Origin of the sequence: Peribacillus sp. FSL P2-0133, assembly GCF_037975445.1 — a bacterium.
GTDB classification, from domain to species: Bacteria; Bacillota; Bacilli; order Bacillales; family DSM-1321; genus Peribacillus; species Peribacillus simplex_E.
Genome location: NZ_CP150254.1, coordinates 1,873,608 through 1,891,791, shown reverse-complemented (window position 1 = coordinate 1,891,791; position 18,184 = coordinate 1,873,608). Strand labels below are relative to the sequence as shown.

General features: G+C 35.0%; 23 protein-coding genes. 3 read left to right on the top strand and 20 right to left on the bottom strand.

Translation table 11 applies throughout. The annotated features are described in order from the left end of the window. Positions 1 to 127: 127 nt before the first annotated feature. The 15 genes from MKY17_RS09180 to MKY17_RS09110 form a co-directional block, all read right to left on the bottom strand. Complete coding sequence (locus MKY17_RS09180; RefSeq protein WP_339201711.1) at positions 128 to 490, bottom strand: hypothetical protein; 363 nt, start codon at positions 488 to 490, stop codon at positions 128 to 130. 187 nt (positions 491 to 677) lie between these two features. Continuing rightward, positions 678 to 1,133 carry a hypothetical protein gene (locus tag MKY17_RS09175; protein WP_339201709.1) on the bottom strand — a complete coding sequence of 152 codons (456 nt, stop codon included), beginning with the start codon at positions 1,131 to 1,133 and terminating at the stop codon, positions 678 to 680. Between the two features lie 48 nt (positions 1,134 to 1,181). Continuing rightward, positions 1,182 to 1,802, bottom strand: coding sequence for a helix-turn-helix transcriptional regulator (locus MKY17_RS09170; RefSeq protein WP_339201707.1), 621 nt, complete (start codon positions 1,800 to 1,802; stop codon positions 1,182 to 1,184). Between the two features lie 146 nt (positions 1,803 to 1,948). Further along, complete coding sequence (locus MKY17_RS09165; protein ID WP_339201706.1) at positions 1,949 to 2,557, bottom strand: major tail protein; 609 nt, start codon at positions 2,555 to 2,557, stop codon at positions 1,949 to 1,951. A 38-nt stretch (positions 2,558 to 2,595) separates the two neighbouring features. Then, on the bottom strand, positions 2,596 to 2,982 hold the full coding sequence (locus MKY17_RS09160) for a DUF3168 domain-containing protein (protein WP_339201705.1): 387 nt from the start codon (positions 2,980 to 2,982) through the stop codon (positions 2,596 to 2,598). Next, positions 2,982 to 3,374 (bottom strand): hypothetical protein, encoded by a 393-nt coding sequence (locus tag MKY17_RS09155; RefSeq protein WP_339201704.1) that lies wholly within the window; start codon positions 3,372 to 3,374, stop codon positions 2,982 to 2,984. The genes MKY17_RS09160 and MKY17_RS09155 overlap by 1 nt, the downstream gene beginning before the upstream one ends. Continuing rightward, positions 3,371 to 3,739 carry a phage head-tail adapter protein gene (locus MKY17_RS09150; RefSeq protein WP_339201702.1) on the bottom strand — a complete coding sequence of 123 codons (369 nt, stop codon included), beginning with the start codon at positions 3,737 to 3,739 and terminating at the stop codon, positions 3,371 to 3,373. The genes MKY17_RS09155 and MKY17_RS09150 overlap by 4 nt, the downstream gene beginning before the upstream one ends. Further along, positions 3,726 to 4,019, bottom strand: a complete 294-nt coding sequence (locus MKY17_RS09145) for a phage gp6-like head-tail connector protein (protein WP_339201701.1) — start codon at positions 4,017 to 4,019, stop codon at positions 3,726 to 3,728. Before MKY17_RS09145 ends, MKY17_RS09150 begins: the two co-directional genes overlap by 14 nt. A 13-nt stretch (positions 4,020 to 4,032) precedes the next feature. Further along, positions 4,033 to 5,193: a phage major capsid protein gene (locus MKY17_RS09140; protein ID WP_339201699.1), complete on the bottom strand. Its 1,161-nt coding sequence runs from the start codon at positions 5,191 to 5,193 to the stop codon at positions 4,033 to 4,035. Between the two features lie 11 nt (positions 5,194 to 5,204). After that, positions 5,205 to 5,930 carry a head maturation protease, ClpP-related gene (locus tag MKY17_RS09135; RefSeq protein WP_339201698.1) on the bottom strand — a complete coding sequence of 242 codons (726 nt, stop codon included), beginning with the start codon at positions 5,928 to 5,930 and terminating at the stop codon, positions 5,205 to 5,207. Then, positions 5,920 to 7,065 (bottom strand): phage portal protein, encoded by a 1,146-nt coding sequence (locus tag MKY17_RS09130; protein ID WP_339201696.1) that lies wholly within the window; start codon positions 7,063 to 7,065, stop codon positions 5,920 to 5,922. Before MKY17_RS09130 ends, MKY17_RS09135 begins: the two co-directional genes overlap by 11 nt. Positions 7,066 to 7,297: 232 nt before the next feature. Then, complete coding sequence (locus MKY17_RS09125) at positions 7,298 to 8,197, bottom strand: hypothetical protein (RefSeq protein WP_339201695.1); 900 nt, start codon at positions 8,195 to 8,197, stop codon at positions 7,298 to 7,300. Positions 8,198 to 8,552: 355 nt separating this feature from the next. Beyond that, positions 8,553 to 10,187: a terminase TerL endonuclease subunit gene (locus tag MKY17_RS09120; protein ID WP_339201693.1), complete on the bottom strand. Its 1,635-nt coding sequence runs from the start codon at positions 10,185 to 10,187 to the stop codon at positions 8,553 to 8,555. Continuing rightward, a complete protein-coding gene (locus MKY17_RS09115; protein WP_339201692.1) occupies positions 10,184 to 10,486 on the bottom strand; it encodes a P27 family phage terminase small subunit in 303 nt (100 codons plus the stop codon). Before MKY17_RS09115 ends, MKY17_RS09120 begins: the two co-directional genes overlap by 4 nt. A gap of 105 nt (positions 10,487 to 10,591) precedes the next feature. Further along, positions 10,592 to 10,921 (bottom strand): HNH endonuclease, encoded by a 330-nt coding sequence (locus MKY17_RS09110; protein ID WP_339201691.1) that lies wholly within the window; start codon positions 10,919 to 10,921, stop codon positions 10,592 to 10,594. Positions 10,922 to 11,098: 177 nt separating this feature from the next. On the opposite strand from MKY17_RS09110, the gene MKY17_RS09105 reads away from it, so the two are divergent. Further along, entirely contained in the window at positions 11,099 to 11,854 is a 756-nt protein-coding gene (locus MKY17_RS09105; protein WP_339201690.1) for a DUF4393 domain-containing protein, read from the top strand. Between the two features lie 175 nt (positions 11,855 to 12,029). On the opposite strand, the gene MKY17_RS09100 is transcribed toward MKY17_RS09105, so the two are convergent. The 3 genes from MKY17_RS09100 to MKY17_RS09090 all read right to left on the bottom strand — a co-directional run bounded on the left by MKY17_RS09100 (position 12,030) and on the right by MKY17_RS09090 (position 13,814). Further along, on the bottom strand, positions 12,030 to 12,581 hold the full coding sequence (locus MKY17_RS09100; RefSeq protein WP_339201688.1) for a hypothetical protein: 552 nt from the start codon (positions 12,579 to 12,581) through the stop codon (positions 12,030 to 12,032). A 126-nt stretch (positions 12,582 to 12,707) separates the two neighbouring features. Beyond that, on the bottom strand, positions 12,708 to 13,022 hold the full coding sequence (locus MKY17_RS09095; RefSeq protein WP_339201687.1) for a hypothetical protein: 315 nt from the start codon (positions 13,020 to 13,022) through the stop codon (positions 12,708 to 12,710). Between the two features lie 147 nt (positions 13,023 to 13,169). Beyond that, a complete protein-coding gene (locus tag MKY17_RS09090) occupies positions 13,170 to 13,814 on the bottom strand; it encodes a hypothetical protein (RefSeq protein WP_339201686.1) in 645 nt (214 codons plus the stop codon). Between the two features lie 403 nt (positions 13,815 to 14,217). On the opposite strand from MKY17_RS09090, the gene MKY17_RS09085 reads away from it, so the two are divergent. Further along, positions 14,218 to 15,156 carry a hypothetical protein gene (locus tag MKY17_RS09085; RefSeq protein WP_339201685.1) on the top strand — a complete coding sequence of 313 codons (939 nt, stop codon included), beginning with the start codon at positions 14,218 to 14,220 and terminating at the stop codon, positions 15,154 to 15,156. Positions 15,157 to 15,243: 87 nt separating this feature from the next. Here MKY17_RS09085 and MKY17_RS09080 read toward each other — a convergent pair whose 3' ends face one another. Then, a complete protein-coding gene (locus MKY17_RS09080; RefSeq protein ID WP_339201684.1) occupies positions 15,244 to 15,627 on the bottom strand; it encodes an ArpU family phage packaging/lysis transcriptional regulator in 384 nt (127 codons plus the stop codon). A gap of 824 nt (positions 15,628 to 16,451) precedes the next feature. Between MKY17_RS09080 and MKY17_RS09075 the strand changes: the two genes are divergently transcribed. Next, positions 16,452 to 17,579: a beta family protein gene (locus tag MKY17_RS09075; RefSeq protein WP_339201683.1), complete on the top strand. Its 1,128-nt coding sequence runs from the start codon at positions 16,452 to 16,454 to the stop codon at positions 17,577 to 17,579. Here MKY17_RS09075 and MKY17_RS09070 read toward each other — a convergent pair. Continuing rightward, the gene (locus MKY17_RS09070) at positions 17,500 to 18,105 is read right to left on the bottom strand and encodes a sce7726 family protein (protein WP_339201681.1); all 606 of its coding nucleotides are present in this window, start codon (positions 18,103 to 18,105) and stop codon (positions 17,500 to 17,502) included. The two genes, MKY17_RS09075 and MKY17_RS09070, sit on opposite strands and share 80 nt — an antisense overlap. Positions 18,106 to 18,184 lie beyond the last annotated feature (79 nt).

Genomic DNA, 18,184 nt, shown 5'->3' with positions numbered 1-18,184 from the left:
AGGATGTCGAGTAAAAAATGATAAGGCATATTCAATATCTCATTTATGTCCTTATCCTCTTTCAGGAGATCAAGGATGAGGATGTCCAAGTATGCTTTTTGCTTGGCTGGAGAAAAGTCCTCATCCGTTAACGTTCCTTCGCCAAGAACTTTTTTGTTTCATCATTTTGGCTGCCTTGCGCCACGAACATTATTTGTTCTTGCAGGGTTTGAATGGCATTAGGAGCATGGAGACCATTGAATAACTCTTCCTTGGTAAATTGCTTGTTATATACCTTATTGGCGACAAAATCCAATAATTTTTCGATCAACTCCCTTTCTGAACCAGCACTTTTACTTGATTCGCTTTTATCGATTTCGTCTGTCATATCAATCGCTTCATAAACAACAGAAAATGGAATGAATACAGGAGTGAGGTATTTTTCTGTGACAATTTCACCCTCTTTTACTTCTTTCACCAATTCGATCATATTGCGTTTTAAATTTGCCATGTTTCCACGTCCCCTTTTTAAATAGGCTTTGTTAAACATTAATGTTTATTTGTACAAATAAAGGAGACCACTTTTTATGGTCTCCTTTATTGCATCCTATGGAATTAAATCGCCAATTAGTTGGATAAGCAAAGGAACGACAGAAACTTATCCTTTGCTTACTTTACTTCCAACCTTAAAAATCGAGCTAAACAGTTATACTATTACCCTTCCCTTTTTCCTTCTCTAGTTGTTGTTCTTCGTGCCATTTTTTATATCCAGTAATGTGTTCATCAAGGAGTTGATGATAACGGAACCAGGTGTGCTTTTCAACTTTTGAAGTATAATCATTTAAATTTGCCCAATCAGATATTAATTCAATAGCTGGTTCAATATATTTTTCATTATTAGCTGCTATTTCTATTAAATTGGTACAAACATCTCTTGTCCAATTTAATTTATCGTATTTATCCGAAGACTCTTCATTAGGTATTCCCATCAAATCAAAAACATGGTCAACCATCTCATTCATTTCAGAATCAAAAACTTCAATAGCTTTCGACATTACTGGTTCATTCAAAAATACCCTTTTAAATGATTTTTGTTTTTCATAGTAATTTGAAAATGACGTAATTACATTTTTTAATATTTCCTTCTGTTCCATCAAGAAACTCCTCTTTTATTCATAGTTGAAGTGTAACATTATAATAAATTAGTATTCTTCACTCTTTTTTTCTCCACGCCAAATAGCAAATTGCGCTTCACTTTCAGCCTTTTGTTCATTTGATAGCTTTTTCCAAATATAAGTCTCAAAAATGTGATGCATATAAATGCTATGAACTCCCTTGCCAGAAAGCAAATTATCCATCATCCTATTTCGAATATCTTGCTGGACTATATAATGGAAAAACTCTAGGCAGTACCCAGCCTCTTCTAAACTACGAATATTAGCACGTCCCTTTGTATACGGGTTAAATAATTTACTTTCTTTTCTGGACCTATTAATGGCTTCAGAAATAGTTTCATCGCTAGATTCATGATATTCAAGTATATAATGGTCGATTCGTTGATAACCTTGCATATCACCTTTGAAAACCAAAAGTTCATCATAAGATTTCCCTAAAATCCTGGAGAGTATTATTAAATCAATTTTATCAGGAAGGGATATCCCACGATAATAATTAGATATCGTTTTTAATTCTCTTCCCAAAATTTTTGCTAATTCTGATTGTGAGAAACCTGCGTTCTGCACTAAATATTTTATTCTTTGCCCAGTTGCCTTTGTATCAATCTTGTCCAATTTTGAAAAGTCTTCCTCTATTTTACTTGTCAATCAAAGAGCCCCCTAAAAAGTAGATATCCGTATTATAGTTACTTTTTATTGGTATAAGAAGTAGAAAAATTCTTTCTATAATTGTTTAAAAACTAAAATTTGCAATAACTTTAAAATTGTTCCATTAACCCTGTCGGTTTACTTTTTTAAAATTCCACTGGTGTGCCAGGATAATCTTGACCAAAAACCTTTTGAAAAAGTGAATCCCGGTTGTCTGTTTCCCCTTTTTTGTCCGCTCCGAAAAGTACTGATTTTTCAGATTTGGCCCCTTCCACGTACCGCTCCATAAATTCTCCCGTTACTTCTTCATTACCAAATTCTTTGTTTTCTTCTTTGGTTTTACCAGTAATTTTGGTACGCATGAACATTCCTTTTGTTAGCCCCACCCACTCTTTAGAACCGTCCTCAAATGTCTTGGTAAATACCACAGCCACATAAGGAGGTACATCATCACCGCCAATGGAAGAAAGACCATCCACCGTTTCTAAACCAAACAAGATATTTTTGTCTTCAATGGGTACTGAGTGAAACTGAGTGGATACGGATATATTTCCACCTGAAATGGCAATTTCAGCTGTACGATTATCTCCAAACGCCCTAATTGCTTCTTGTGGCATCTCTATCTCTATCTCTTGCAAAAATTTAACCCGGATAATTTCCCCCGTCTCAAATTGTTCATCCTCATTGGTTAATACAGCATAATAAAATTCATCCACACCAGTTGACGCTTTATACCTTTTTTTCTCTTCCGGCAAAGTAATCACTCCTCATTTTTTGTATTAAAATAGTCATGCTATAAAGTGTCCAGATCATCTCGATATATTTTCCCTCGATATCTTCTAGCATCACGGAAGGTCCCTGTATCTTTATCCCATTCATCCACCCCTGACCCTTGAAAAAACCCAACGTTCCACATGACAAGGCAAATTTGTTCGGATAGTTCTCTTGTAGCGGTTCTCTTTTTCGACCAAACGTCTATTTGGAATAGGCAATCATAAGTAAGCCAGGTATTATCAGCAAAATCTTGAGGAAGAGGGACATCTAATGGATCAATGATGATAAAAGGTGCCTTAACTTCTCCCGTTTCAGGAAACTCGTAAAATTTAATTCTTCCATTAGCTGTTTCCTTGATATATGGGTCTGCCATTAACGCATCATATATCATCCCTAAGACATCCATTACACTCCCTCCTTTATCACCCTTTTTATTGCACTACGATAGGCTGATTCGGCATTCCGCATGGCTCGTACGATGGCACCTTTACCACGTGGGCTCGGGTTTTGCACCGTGCCAAACTCATTTAAATGAATGATGCGATAACGATCTTTCGGACCATGCCAATGAATTTTAATCGTCCTCACACCAGCAACCCACATCGGCTCCGATATGGTCATTTCTTCAATGGATGCCCCGGTATCTTTAAAGGAGGCAAATTGAATTTTAAGTTCCTTGATAAATACTTGGGCGCCTCGTTTCAACGCTTTATCACTTAACTGCTGCACCCTCATTCTCCCTAAGCGTTTTTCTAATTCTGCCATCAACGCTTTTTCCCCATGGATTTTCACGCTCATTCGGTTAACCCTGCCACAATTTTGATAAAATTCTTATTTTGCAAATCCGGCTGAACATGTTTAATGTTATATCTCTTGTCCTGATACCTTGTATCATCGATGGAAAGAACATGCTTATTGGATGGAATATAGTCTTCTAGTGGATCCCGTATCGTAATGGTAATATCTGATAAAGTGCCATTCGACTTAGCCATCTCTATATCTTTCAACCACACATGATCAACCTTGGCCATGGCTTGATGGAGAACCTCTCTTTCAGACTCCCCAGGCTCTGGACCCTTATTTGGTGCATACTCATAAAAAGTGATAGGCGTACGTAAATCCCCTGAATTCACTCTTGGCGGCTTATATTTAAACGGCTGCATCAGATTCCCCCTCTTTTAAAGCGATCGATAACCCTAAGCTGGTAATCTCACTCAAGAAATTATCCTCAAAATATTCAACCGCATCATTATAGAGATACCTTGTCCGCTCAAAGATAAGCTCCTTGGCCTGCGTATTCTTTTCCACATCAAATGCACCGCACTTGCTTTGTAAAACCTCAATAGAAAAGGACAACAATCTTTTTAAATTGTCATCCTCGCTCGAATGGGAAATATGCATGCGCTCTTTAAATTCTCGTAATAGTTCTTGTGTGATTTCCAATCACATCCACCCCTTATGCACCTTCTGGTTCCATTGTATCCTCTGTTATATCAAGATTTAAATCATATACTTGGGCAGCATAGTTATCTTTCGGTTTACCTGTGGCATATTGTTTAGCAATGTACAGCGTTGCATCTTCCATGGCTAAGGTTTGATCATATTTCTTTACCTCCATTGCTCCACCGATCGCGGCGATGTATTCACCACGGATAAAAAATAACACTTTACCTTTTGGTACAAACATCGATTCTGTCATAGTCGGGTTGAATGGTAGACTCGTCACATAAATGCCTGCAGCATTTTGAACGGTGGCATTTGCTTGAATGCTAAAGTTATCAAATGGATTGACAATCATGACTACTTTCCCGGCTATATTGCGCACTTTTTCTTCTTCTTTTTTCCCAACTGGACGAATGGATAGCTTTTCTACGACCCCTTTCAATTCGTTGATCGTCGTGCGACCAGGCTTGAAGGTTAAAGTGCCCGCAGATTTTTTATCTTTGTACTCTCCCTCTCCATTGGTTCCACCTTTTAGATCCTTCAATAAGCCAATCGGCATACCAGATCCAGTACCAGCAACATATCCACGCTCTAGCCCCACTGACATTGCTTCCGATATCATTGTGCGCACATACCGTTCAACCCACACAGGACCAAGTTTTAGCATGTCATTTGATAATGGTATAAATGCGGTTAATTTAAGTTGGCCGATTTTTTCTTTACGGAACGTAGCATTTAATTGCCCTTGAATCTCTCCAAATAATTCGCCCCATACTGCCATACCTTCTGGATCCCCATAGATGTATTCAGTAACAGCACCAAGATTTTGAATACCGATTTGTTGGAGCAGTGGGTGTGATTCTACTAAATCATCAAAAATCCGGTCTTGAGTAGTGACCGGCAGCGTATCGTTATCTTTGAATCCACCATCTTCAATGACCACATTAAAAAACTTGGTTTCTTCGCTGGTAAGGACATTGGCACCCCTTGCTTGCATGATGGAATTGTCGGCCATATGTGCATGAACCTGATTCATAATATCGCCTTGTACATCCAGTGCCAGTGCTTCCAGCATGTTGTTTAACGCAGCCGCCTGTTCTTCAGCATTTCCTTCTTGTGTAGCTTGAGCAAATGCTAGTTTTTTCTCTGCAAAATTATTAAATCTAATCGCCATTTTCATTCCCCCTATAAATGTAAAAAGAGCATGCTCAAGTTCTGTTTGGGTTCAACAGGATCTTGATCAGGCTCTTTTTTTGGTATGAATTCATTTTTTATTTCATTTCTAAATTCAACAAACATCTGATTCAATGTATTTACATCGATGCCAGTAGATGCAGCGATTAATGGATTAGACGTTTTAGACATTGATAATTTGTTATTGAATTTTTTCGCTTTATTCTCAAAGATCTCTGACTCAACTTCTTCTGGTTCTGCATCGATGATTTCATCAATTAAACCATATTTTAATGCTTCCTCTGCTGTAAGGTACGTTTCATTATCGAGTAATTTTTTCATGGTAGATTCATCTACTCGATTCGTATAGGATTGCAAAACAGCTTGGCTCACCTTCTCCACATCATCAGCCGCTTTTCGAAGCTTCTTCGCATCCCCTGCTACGAATGTTTGAGCATTGTGGACCATCAACATCGCATTTGCATGTGCTCGCAATTTATCAGCACCCATACAAATGATTGAACAAGCACTGGCAGCGATACCTGTTATTGTTACAGTAACAAATCCCTTATGATCTTTAAGGGTATTACAAATATCAATTCCTAAAAAAGCATCTCCACCGTAAGAATTTACGGATAAATCAATATCCTCATCTTCCTTTATCGATTTCATCATATAATTAAAATCCCAAATACTCGAGTTCCAGCCAATAATATCACCTTTAATTTTATGCCTCATCCTCTTCACCTCCTTTAAGCGCTTCAGAACTTTCTTGATAATTCTTTGTAATAAAGTACCTGTCCATAATTGGGGCATCCACTCTTTCCTCTCCTAATGCCTCACGCAATTCATTCCCGTTAAATGTCCCTGAAGCCCTCAACTTATCGACCGCTGTGGCCACATCAAACATATTAATATTTGACACACGTTTAGTTTCCATTTTCTGTCCTGCTAGATAATCCTTTTTATCAATCAGCTTCGCATTCAATTCATCTTTGATTTTTTTCAAAAAAGGATCAATGCAAAAAGTCATGTAATTGCGGGTAGGCTTCTCTACATCTGCCATATCCCCATGAAGCAAAGAAATGGGAATGCCCAAGGCTTTTGCGACCTGATTGAGAAAACCATCTGCGACCTTGGCCACTTCGTCTACACTTTGAAATTGAGAAGTATTCTTCAATTCCTCTAACTTAAAGCCCTTTTGTTGAGGTACAAAAGCCACAGATTTATCAGTAAAAGCTTTATAAATTTTATCAATATACGTTTGTAGTCTTCGTTGTGTTTTCTCGTCTTTTTCATAGGTAGACTCTACATTAACAAGTCCACGTATTTGATTTTTCCTTTTCTGAAATTCTATAATCCTACCAAATAGTTCTCCATAATCGGCATATAGGCCATCCAGCATAGTGGATAGCTTTTTATTGCTGTATTCCAGGTAAATAACATCACTCATTTGAAAGGTACGAGAAAAAGTAAAATCCTTAATGGTTACATCTTTGAATGAATCATCGACCAGGGCATATTCAACTCGTGTGAAAGAGTCCGCAATCAATAAATCTTCGGTATCCGACTGGATAACCAAACACTCATTGTCATAGATCAGCTTATGGACCACAGTTTGCCAAAATTGGCTGGCTGACATGTTCAGATTCGGTCTGACATTTAATCGGTAATACATTTCGTCCTTCACAATCTTTTTATCCTTCTTCACATAAAATTCCGATTGACTGATGGTGCGGCCGATCATATTGGTACATGTTTGGATGGCCAGTTGCTTCATGTAAATTTTCTTGGAATTATCTTCGATTAATTCAAAATCAAACATGAATTCCAGTTCCTTGTTTCTGCTTTTTATCAGGTCTAGAAATCCCAATATCTCACCTCCTTTTTTAAGGCTTTGTTAAACATTAATGTTTATCTTTGAACAAATAAAAGAGACCACTTATTTGTGGTCTTCTTTAGTGCAACTAAAGAACTAATACACCTGTTAGTTTATTAAGAAAGCGATTTTTATTAAAGAACACGCCATATTGTTGAAGATTTTATTTAAATTAATTAATATCAATCTTCTTGAACAAAAGCTACACTATAGTTGAAATAGTAGTTTAATTATAATTATATATACTTGAATCAAAATTATTACGGTCGCAAATCCGTAATAATTCGTTTAATTCATCTTTTTGTTGTTTATTTTTCCCTTTTTTACTTGATAATGAATTTCCAATGTCTTTTAACATCATTTCTGCCTTCACTCCGATTGAGTCATGTATACGTAGTACCTCATCAGTACTTTCCTTTTTCATGTTATTTTTTAATGTTGAAAACGATATCAAATATGATAAAAGACGTTTACGGTCTTTAAATAAATACTTTTTATCATCAAGGATTGTTCTTTTAATCTGTTCAAATTCAGGATCAAATAATAGGATCATGTCTTTTTCAAACACCCCTTTATATCTCGTCCAGTTAAGTAAAGTCATAATATTATAGGCTAATACCTTGCCCATCTCCAAAGTGAACATTTTGTCAGATTCATCGTCTATTCCATTGTCAAAATTAAAAGCGAGATCATCAAATACTTTTTTTGCTTGTTTGTCAGTTATACCTTCAGGATGATTGTATTGAATCCTACCAGATATAATTATATCTCTAACGGAAATAGGCCTTTCTTCAGGCAAGTGAGAAAATATAAACCGACCTTTAGGACATTTTTCTATTGAACTATACTTTGAATATATCTTTGCTTTCAAGATTTGTAGAAGGGAACCACTTAATGCTTCTAATGAAAACATCTTTTGTTCCTCTTCCTGTTTAATTAGTTTCAACTTCTTTTCCAGCTCTAAAGTTTTATCCTCATCACCCGAAAGAATTATTCTTAAAGATTCTTCATTAGCTTTTAAATCATAAAATTCCCTGTCTTCTTTTCCGAATATTTCAATTAGTTGGGTAATACCAAAATGTAAATCTGGAAAGAGTTTAAATTCATCTTTAATTACTTTTACCATACTCATGTCCTCCAAATAGTTTAAGATTCACTTCTAAAACAAGAAATATAAAATTCGCTTACTCCATTAACATGTTTCTTAAGTCAAATAACAACTATTTACTTTTGTATATCCTAACAAAAGTTCCCTGATATTCCAATTACAAGACTATAAAAATTAACATACCTCCACTAACATTAGATTAATTTAATTACAATACTTCACGATTTCATCTAAACTGTAACATAGAAATCATTCTTTAAAAGTGTTGTTCAAGAATATGACCTAATTGTTGAACAAAGATCAAACAGCAGTGCTGAACTAAACTGCCCGATAGTTCAACAAGAAAATCAACAATATCCTTTAACAGAGCCTATTAAAAATCTATATCATCCAAGAAAAAATCCACATCATCGACTAATATTTCATCAGCTTTAAACAAGGCATGAATAAATGCCTGGAAGCCATCTGTTTTCCTTCTGAATTCATCCTTTTTCAGATACTCCTTGTTTCCATCCTTTTTAATGTGAACATAGACATTATTCGTATACCAGCGCATTAACGGATTGTCACCAAAAATAATATTGTGGTTTGCAAATGCTGTTTCCACTCTTGGAGCGAGCAATGAATGAATTGCTTTAGGATTACGAATAAATTCTAGTTCGAATCCCTCAGCTGCTAGAGCTGTTTTAACTAAATCCAACCGAAAGGTATCTGCCACAATCTTTGTAAGACCATATTTTTCCCGGGCATTTACAAACCAATTGACAATATGACGGATATCTATAGACGGCTCATCCACAATGGTTAGAAGCCCTAATCTTTCCCACTCCTTAATAGGAGCCTTTAATTTTACCGTGCCAAGAAACTCTTTACGTACAAAAGAGTGAGATTTCCACACATAATCATTTTCTACCTTGAAGAGTAACCCTACTGCTGCAAAGTCTTTGATGCTAGCATAATCCAAACCACCGACACAGGTACGATGTGCTAAGTCTGGGAGAGGTCTTTTAGTGGCAAGTACTTCTTCCCAGGAAGCAACAACCTTATTTAAATCTACTTCCGGGAGATTCATCCGCTTGGTTATGAACTCTTCACGATTTGATGGATCGTTGGCAAGATCCTTGTATTCTTCTTGAACAATATAAAAAAGCCCTTCGGCATAATCGCTTCTAGGCTCACAAAACATGGGGTTGGCTTTCTCCCATTTGCATATATCTTCGACTTCTTCCTTGTTATCTAGCTTACAAATAAACGGGAAAAGTGAATCGTTTAATTCTTGTCCTTCAAGGATATTGTTGGCCCGCTCTTTTATTTTATCGAGATAACCTTCTCGAACATAGCCATCCGTACCTATGAAAAACTCTCGAGGATTTTTTACTTTTCCTAAACCACTAGAGAATACCCGCACCACTTCATTTGTTTCGTATTGATGTATTTCATCATAAATGACGCAGCCATCACGTAAACCATCCTTAGTAGATGCGTTGGACGTACGATATTTTACAATGCTTTTTGTCGCATTATTTTTGATTTCCACTTTTGTTTTATAGAACATTCCTTCTAAAATTTTATGTTCTTCAATGGTTTCGTACATTTCCACAAAGGAGGTTTTTGCCTGGTCTTCCGAGTTTGCAACAATGGAAACATTGTATTTTGGGATACCATGCAATTCACTTATGAAAAAATTTGTTAATGCAGTGATTAAACCGTTCTTACCACCACCCCGCCCCATCATAATTAGGAATTTACGAAAGAAGTTTCTCCCGTTACTTTTGTAAAATAAAAAAACAAATGCTGCTATGAACATTTGAAAAGGTTCTAAGGGGAAATACCATTTCTCGGTAAACCTCTTAAAATTATTTATTTGCTCTTCGTCAAAATATAAAGCATCTCGTGATAAAACGTGTTCCTTCAAATACTCAATCAGCAGGACACGCTCTTTATTAAACTTTATCTTTCCTGATTCATACAGCTTGATATATTCATCAACGTATTTATTAGAAATCATATAAGGTCACTAGCGCTATGCTTGGGCTCCTTTTCATCCTCGAAACCAAATGACTTTTCTATACTCAATAAAGAAGCATTAATCTTATTCCGTTCACCAATCAGGGGGTGGGCTTTAGTAAATGTCTGTGATCCATTTTTCGTTGTTACGGATTCGCCCTCTTTGTTGATGATTTTATTTATTCTTCTAAAAGACTTGACCAAATGTATATACCTTTCCACTTTCTCAACCTGTATCAAATCATCCAAATTTATTTTATTCATTATCTGTTTTTTGAGTTCAGTGATTTTAACCGCCATGTTCCCACCCCCTAACGTGAAAAATTGGTGATAAATCTGAAAAAACGAGCCCCCTCCCCGCTCCCGCGGTAAAATAAAAATAGCCTCTTTGCAAGGCGGGGGGTGTTACCACAACTCATCATCCCATTTCTTCTGCTTTGTCGCTCCAAACACTCTATTGTGCAGCTTATTGTGGCAGTTTAAGCAAACCGTTTCGAGATTATCTAATACCAATGCCAATTGCGGATAGTGTTCAATCTCATACTTATGATGAACGTTTAGCTCTACACTCTTCCGTTCACCTTCCACCTTGATTGAGTCCACATGTACCTTGCCCTCTCGCTTACACTGTTGGCATTCATAGTTGTCCCTCACCAACGCCTGCTGCCTTAGCTTGTTCCAGTCGCTTGTCCTATAGAACTTCTTCTTCTCATCCTTTGACTTGTATTCTTTCACTCACCGCCTCCCCCCTTTATATTGGCTATTCTAGTTTACTTATTTGTTTATTTGACTTGTTGCAACGGTTAACCAGAAACCAATACAGAGAATAAACCATGTAGTTAAATATGGATGATTAAATATTGCCTCCAAAGTAAAAACCTCCTATAATTTGAATTGAGAGGGTGGATTTATATGGGTTTATTACCAAAGTTTATTGATGACGCAGCTGGACCTCCTGCCCAAGCTGTAGGAAACACTTTGTCTAATATATGGGAATTAGGAGTTGGCTCCCATGTTTCTTTGTGGTTAAAGAAACAAGAATATCGACAGAAGCAAAATTATGAGGACTATATTCAAAAAGTTGAGGAAAACACACAAAATATTCCTGAAGAATTTTTGAGTGAACCTCAACTAAACATTGTCGGACCAGCAATTGAAGCCTCCAAGTACTATATAGAATCAGAAGAACTACGCGCAATGTTTGCAAACCTTATCGCTTCATCAATTGATAGCAGAAAGACTAATGAGACGCATCCTTCCTTTGTGGAGATTATTAAACAATTATCTCCCCTTGATGCTCAAATTTTAAAAAACTTTCATACTATTCAACGGCATCCAATAGCACAAGTTAGATTAGTCAATGATAAAAATCACTTCATAGTAACCCAACAGCATATTATGGATTTCAGGGTATATGATGGTTATGAATCACATACATCTTCACTATCTAATTTACAAAGATTAGGATTATTAGACATTGATTATTCAAATGCCGTACCAGATTCTTCAAAATATGATTTCGTTAAAAATCATCCAGCTTACCAATCTGCCCGTCAGCAATTATTAGAAATCCAGGAAGATAACCCTTCCTTCAATACAGTTTCCCATCATGAAGGGATATGTGTAAGGACTCCTTTATGTAAAGACTTTGTTAAAGTATGCTTTTAAAGAAATCATTTTTTAGAATTTTTTAGGACTTCGTGATTCTATTAAGAAATTTATTTATATCCGCTAATGTTTAAGTATTTAATGAAGAAAACATTTGACCCTTTGTTGGGTCTTTTTTTATTTCCCCTACTCACTCCTTCTCCATAATAAAAAGACACTTCAAAATGAAAGTGTCTCAATCTTTTCCTTTTAAATAATGGTCGTGGTAAACCTCAATATTTCGACTAGAATATTGTCTGCTTAACAATATGATTAAAAATAAAAATGTAACTATTGCGAAATACCACCAAGTCCAATGATGATGGTGCCTTCCAATAACATTACTCAGCCCAATCACAAAAGCAGAGATAAATAGACTTACCATAAATCCCCCAAGTTCATGCTTTCGAGTAAGTAAATATCTATATCTTTCTTTCTTCTCGGCTCCATTTTTATGGTTTGCAATGTAATCATCTACTTTTAATTCTTCATTGAAATATTTGCTCCATGATCCAAATATTAATTTGGGCAGCACCCAAAAAACAGAATGATGAATCTGGTTTAGCAGATAGCCTAAAGGAACTCCTAACACCGTTAATACAGCACCAATAGCTAATAGATCAGATGAATTGACAACATGATCTGAAAAAAAATCAAAGTAAATAATAATATAGTACGGCAATAAAGCCATTACCATTATCCATCCTGGAATACCCCATCTAATCAAATACTTAGTATCGAAGTTCATTTCCTCGCTCCTTCCGCCTAATAATTATCAGGCAAAAGTAACTACGAGGACAAATACTATCGTTCGTCAATAAACGACATATTCAAAAAGAAAGAGCACCCAATGAATGGATGCCTCAACTAATAATTATTTATTATTTTCATGATATTCGGTAGCTGAAAGTATAATTTCCTCATAAATATCTTTGAACCATTCACAAGGCTGGTAAGATGCCGTTAATCCTTTACGTACCGGCCCTACGGTGGCTTTGCTTATACTCAATTGGATGATATCTTTAGCAGAATTAACAGATTCTTTATCAATGATAATGTTATTTTTGTATTCCTCTTCAAGGAACTTATATGCTTTAAAAGCCTCATCCTCAGACTCATAATCAAAAGATTTTCTTTCGTCATTCTTCATTATTTCTAAACTGTAGATTGTTTTATTTTTAGTTTCCATATAATCACCTCCTTTTGCCCTATATATTCGACATAAGTAATCATTTTCCTTCAAAAAGTAAAAGCACCCTATAGAAGGGATGACTTGATTTATACCATAACGAGCATGTCCTCGATAAAGTCTACTCCTTTCTTCCATAAAGATTAATCATTTTAAATGTTTTCTAAAACCAAATTTTTTATAATCTTTAATTTCACTTTCTTTTTGTAAAATTAGCTTCATTCTTTTTTCTTCTGAATAGAAAGAATTATTTTTTATTTCTTTTATTTCATATTTCAATTTATTAATATTGCTTTTTATTTTCTCTTTGGATGAGAGGTGAAAATCATGATAGAGGCTACCATATGTACTTACACTGGATCGTATAAAGTTTAAAAAAGCGTTATATGCATCGTATAAATCGTCTTCTGAAGAGACATTATTAAATTTTTGCTCCATCTCATACCATTTACCTAAATCTTGGTATACTAATAAATGAACATTCTTGTGAACTAATTTCGAAACTTCTTCCATGGCTGAATCCCAAATTTCAGCATTCTCAATTTCTAGAAATTGTTGAAAATGCGTTTCTTCTTCTACCTCAATATTTACTGTCTCCCAATCAATTTTTAATGCATGATTGTACTTTAAAAATGCAATAAAAATCCCATTATATAGCTCTAATAATTGTCTCTCTTTCAAAATTTGCTTCGCCTTCGTTATATCTGTAACTCTTTCCTTATATAAAGCCACAAGAGAAGAGAGCACCACAGTAATTAAAGGTATTAGAACGACGCCAATTAACCATTGCATCCTAGATCCTCCTAGAAATTTATTTAGTAGGTTAATTATAGCAAAATTGAATTTTTTATTAATCACCTCATTATGCTAATTGCTTAATAAAATAATTTTGGAGGGCTTTTACCCCCTTGCCCCGCCAGCAGTCACCGCAAACAAAGTGCATCAGCATAGAATTCATGCCTGTTTGACTACTCGAGTAATGCACTTTGATATGGGATATGTGCGTCTCCCAGGAATGACTTCCTGAGATAATCTTATAAAAATACGCATAAAAAAAAGGCACCAAATTTGGTAGCCTTTTTCTCCATATTTTTTCCTTGTTTTTTCAATGACCTGTTTAAATATAAAAACCATAGAAGGAATTTACTGAAAATAAGAGAATTGTTTAAAGAAATAAATATAATGGAGTGAAAATATGCAAACTGTTACTGAACTATCAAACCTTGAAATTAGAAACTTAATTTTAGAAACGCTCGCCTATAAAGACGATGACATAGATACAGAAGGCAAAACTTTTGAAATGTATATGTATCAAGGTAGTCAAAGCGATTTATTTCGCTTACTTAATGGATTAATTATAAAAAAAGAAATTAAACCACAAAAAGCGGAAATATATGGAGAAGCTTGGGGATGCGGTTCAAGATTATTATACGAGAACAGCAATATAAACCTTACTATGAACGAAATAAAAAAAGTTTACCAAGAGTTTAATAACTTGGTTGTACAAGGTGTTATTGCACCAGGTGCCTATGGAAGCTATGGACCCGACCTTCCTTTTTTTCATGTTACTGACTACGGTATGGAATGCATAAGACAAATAGATATCTTACCCTACGACCAAGATGGTTATTTGACCAGATTAAAACAAACTAATGGCATAAATGACTGGGTTGTATTTTATGTAACTGAGGGTTTACGATGTTTTAATGCAAACTGTATAAATTCTTCCATAATAAATATTGGGCTGTCTGGTGAAATAATTGCAGAAGAACTAACAACAAGTTTTTTAGATTTTCTAAAAAACAAAGATCTAGCACTATTCAATGTTTACGAAACAGAATTAAAAAACCCCAATATGAACAAAATCTCATTAAAATATTCAAAATACCTCGAATATCAAAAAAAATATCTAAAAAACAACAGACAAGATGTTGGTTTATTGGCACTTAAACCTAAAATGGATAATTCAAGTTCAGAAATATATGCAACCTTCACAAGATTAACCAGAAATTCAATTTCTCATCCTAATGATATTATCATGGATAGAATTAAAGCATTAATGTTCTTTTTATCCTTTGTTGATTACTGCGAAATACAATATCAATTTATCAACTATTATAAAATAAATTCATAACCTAAAACCTGTTAAAAATATAAAAAAACCGGAATTGAACTGCACCCCAAATGTTAGACACCTCCTAACATTTGGAGGTGGTATTTTTTAAATTATCCCTAAAGAAGAAGCTATCATAAATAGAGCTTGCTTCTTCTTTTCATAATATGAATTTTTCTGTAAACCTAACTCTAAATAAATGGTTAAATCATTTTGTCTCTCGAGACTAAGATACTTCATTTCAATGATTTGACGTTCGATCTGGTCAAGGCTATTATTCAAGGTCCTTTCTATATGTATAACCTTGAATTCATTCTCCGCGTCATTTTGTAGTAGTTTGGGAAAGATGTGTTCAGTAATGCCATTCTCATCTAATTCCTTTTTATTCTGTTGACGTATTTTAAGAGCTTTATAAAGCTTCAATTCCTTGGCCACTAGTGAGCGAACCTTTTTCTCATCAACGTCCGGAAAGAAGGATAATTGGTTACTCATTCATTCCCCCCCTAGGGTATAATATGTCTACCAAAACACACACCATAGCCGGGAGAAATCCTGGCATTTTTTTATTTCCAATTTTAATAATTAATACTGAGACTCATCTTTTACTAATTCAAGCTGACCAGGAGCTACACTTGCTGAACCATCTTTATCGATCGTGTACTCTACTCTACCCCATCGTGTGGTTCTTCATAGAACTCTTCAATATTCATTTGCGAAGGCTGTAGAGTAATGGAAACATAAGCCCCTGCATGAGGATATAATTTGTTGACCTTCCCATCCACATCGCGCTTGATATGGAATTTTAAGACAGTTTTCTAATTATCACGTTGGATGGATATAAACTCAGCTCCAATTTCCCCAGCTTCACTTTCCTCCACATTCAGCATCGTAATCGATCCAGGCATTTTAAAAAGATTATTAGCATGTGTAAATGAAAGCATATGTGAAAAAGACAGATACTACTGACTGAAGATTATTCCTCAGTGACAATAAACATTCGAATCGATATCGAGAGGAAGTTCTCGTAAAAGTTTATCCAAAAGAATGATAAAAAGGAACTTGTTATTTTCCATGTTCAGGGAGATCAATTGCCGATAGTTTTCAATTCTTCAAGCAAGAATTTACTGGGAATCTTCTTCTTACAAAAAAAAGACACTAAATAATGGTTTCCCATTCATTCAGTGTCCTCCGTTTTTCGGTTAGACTTTTTTGGATAAATTGTAATTTTTTTGAAACCTCCAAGACTATATATACGTATACATATAAATCATCTCGTGAATCAACATCATAAAACAAATAGAAAAGGAGAATGCCTTATGTTTGATCAAAATCATTATGTTCCCATCTTAAAGTGGAAGATGGGCGAAAGAAATGGATTAAAAAATGTTACTAAACCATCTAAGATGCGCATCACACCACTGCTTGAAATTCAGCCGTTCACTAAGGCTAATAAGACACTCGAACAAAATATAAAAGACCTTAGCAAACAAGTAAAAGAATCTTGGGATATAGACAAACCTATATTTGTTGACATTGATTCTCTTTATATTGATGGTGGTGTTGATCCAAATGCTTTGACATCAAATGGGATCCATTCTGTAGAAGCCATTATTGATTCTATTGAAAGCGAAGGAGTATCCGTTATTCCAGTCTATAGTTTTTTCAGATATAATATCGGCAATAAATATCAGGATGGTGTTAAAAAATCTGTTCAAAAACATCAGAACGGGCTTTGTCTAAGACTAACAAATGAAGATTTTGAAAGCATGAAAGATCTAATAACCAATTTAAAACAAGTCTTAATCGACTTCTCCCTAAGTCCTGAGCAAATAGATATAATTTTAGATTTCGGTGACATTTCTCATCAAAATAATTCACAAATCTCCTCACTCTACCTAAATGTAATTTTAAACTTTCCCTATATAAACCTGTGGAGAACTTTTACAATATGCAGCACCTCATTCCCTAGTCAATTAAGTAAAAAGGTTGCTACTAGGACCAATGGTGAACTTCCTAGAGCAGAATGGGGTATTTATCAAGAATTACTACAAAAAAACATCTCACGCCTTCCATCCTTTGGTGATTATACAATTGTTAATCCTGCCGTTCCTGTTGATTTTGATCCGACTTATATGGATATGGCACCCACTATTAAATATACAATAAAAGATAAATTCCTAATTTTCAGAGGCTCTGGTGTAAAAGCAAGTGGACAAGGTTTTGGACAAGTTGGCAAAATTGCAAAAGATGTAGTAACACACAAAGAATACCTTGGTGCTAAATTCTCATATGGAGATCAATTTATTGATAATTGCGCTAATGTACCGAATAGTCCGACAGGTAATGCTACTAGTTGGGTAACCATTAATGTGAATCACCATTTAGAATTAACGGCTTCTCACTTCTCCAACCTTGGCGCTGCTTCAACTGTTGGTTCACTGTAACCTTCAACTCTTCAAAAGTAATAGAATCGCAAATTTTTTGATATATAATCCTTCGAGGCTTGCCTATATATCCTTTTTGCATGCCTCTTTTTTTTAAAATCTCCAGAGCTTCCTCTTTCCATAATAAATGACTTAATGAATAAGGATCTACATTATCATTTAACCTTCCTTTCCTAATTTCACGTAAATTAAACTTATCCTTATTTTTTGTGACTAACATTATACCCCACCATTTTGGGACCATGGTTCGAACACTTTCTAAATAATTTCTTTGAACAACGATAGTCATCCTATCAAAAACCTTGTTATAATCATTAATTTGACTGGGCAGTCTAAGTAAATTATCACTTTCGCTTTTTATCTCATATCCATGGAGAATGCCATTAATTACAGCAACATCTACTCTAGATTTACCATGTAGTACACCCATTTCATTGACAATCTTTGTATCATTCACATGGGAATACCGACTATACAATTCATCTAATAATACTTCTCGTATGTCATTATCCCTTAATTTATTCATTGAATTTCACCCTTCTTTTTATATCAAAGAAATACTACCATAAATGTCCTGTCTAAGTAAGGTTTCTCCTTAAAATATA

Coding starts and splice junctions, on each gene's coding strand:
- MKY17_RS09180 (WP_339201711.1), bottom strand. CDS start 490: ATGGCAAATTTAAAACGCAATATGATCGAATTGGTGAAAGAAGTAAAA.
- MKY17_RS09175 (WP_339201709.1), bottom strand. CDS start 1,133: ATGGAACAGAAGGAAATATTAAAAAATGTAATTACGTCATTTTCAAAT.
- MKY17_RS09160 (WP_339201705.1), bottom strand. CDS start 2,982: ATGGATGTCTTAGGGATGATATATGATGCGTTAATGGCAGACCCATAT.
- MKY17_RS09155 (WP_339201704.1), bottom strand. CDS start 3,374: ATGAGCGTGAAAATCCATGGGGAAAAAGCGTTGATGGCAGAATTAGAA.
- MKY17_RS09150 (WP_339201702.1), bottom strand. CDS start 3,739: ATGCAGCCGTTTAAATATAAGCCGCCAAGAGTGAATTCAGGGGATTTA.
- MKY17_RS09140 (WP_339201699.1), bottom strand. CDS start 5,193: ATGGCGATTAGATTTAATAATTTTGCAGAGAAAAAACTAGCATTTGCT.
- MKY17_RS09135 (WP_339201698.1), bottom strand. CDS start 5,930: ATGAGGCATAAAATTAAAGGTGATATTATTGGCTGGAACTCGAGTATT.
- MKY17_RS09125 (WP_339201695.1), bottom strand. CDS start 8,197: ATGGTAAAAGTAATTAAAGATGAATTTAAACTCTTTCCAGATTTACAT.
- MKY17_RS09120 (WP_339201693.1), bottom strand. CDS start 10,187: ATGATTTCTAATAAATACGTTGATGAATATATCAAGCTGTATGAATCA.
- MKY17_RS09115 (WP_339201692.1), bottom strand. CDS start 10,486: ATGGCGGTTAAAATCACTGAACTCAAAAAACAGATAATGAATAAAATA.
- MKY17_RS09105 (WP_339201690.1), top strand. CDS start 11,099: ATGGGTTTATTACCAAAGTTTATTGATGACGCAGCTGGACCTCCTGCC.
- MKY17_RS09100 (WP_339201688.1), bottom strand. CDS start 12,581: ATGAACTTCGATACTAAGTATTTGATTAGATGGGGTATTCCAGGATGG.
- MKY17_RS09095 (WP_339201687.1), bottom strand. CDS start 13,022: ATGGAAACTAAAAATAAAACAATCTACAGTTTAGAAATAATGAAGAAT.
- MKY17_RS09090 (WP_339201686.1), bottom strand. CDS start 13,814: ATGCAATGGTTAATTGGCGTCGTTCTAATACCTTTAATTACTGTGGTG.
- MKY17_RS09085 (WP_339201685.1), top strand. CDS start 14,218: ATGCAAACTGTTACTGAACTATCAAACCTTGAAATTAGAAACTTAATT.
- MKY17_RS09080 (WP_339201684.1), bottom strand. CDS start 15,627: ATGAGTAACCAATTATCCTTCTTTCCGGACGTTGATGAGAAAAAGGTT.
- MKY17_RS09075 (WP_339201683.1), top strand. CDS start 16,452: ATGTTTGATCAAAATCATTATGTTCCCATCTTAAAGTGGAAGATGGGC.
- MKY17_RS09070 (WP_339201681.1), bottom strand. CDS start 18,105: ATGAATAAATTAAGGGATAATGACATACGAGAAGTATTATTAGATGAA.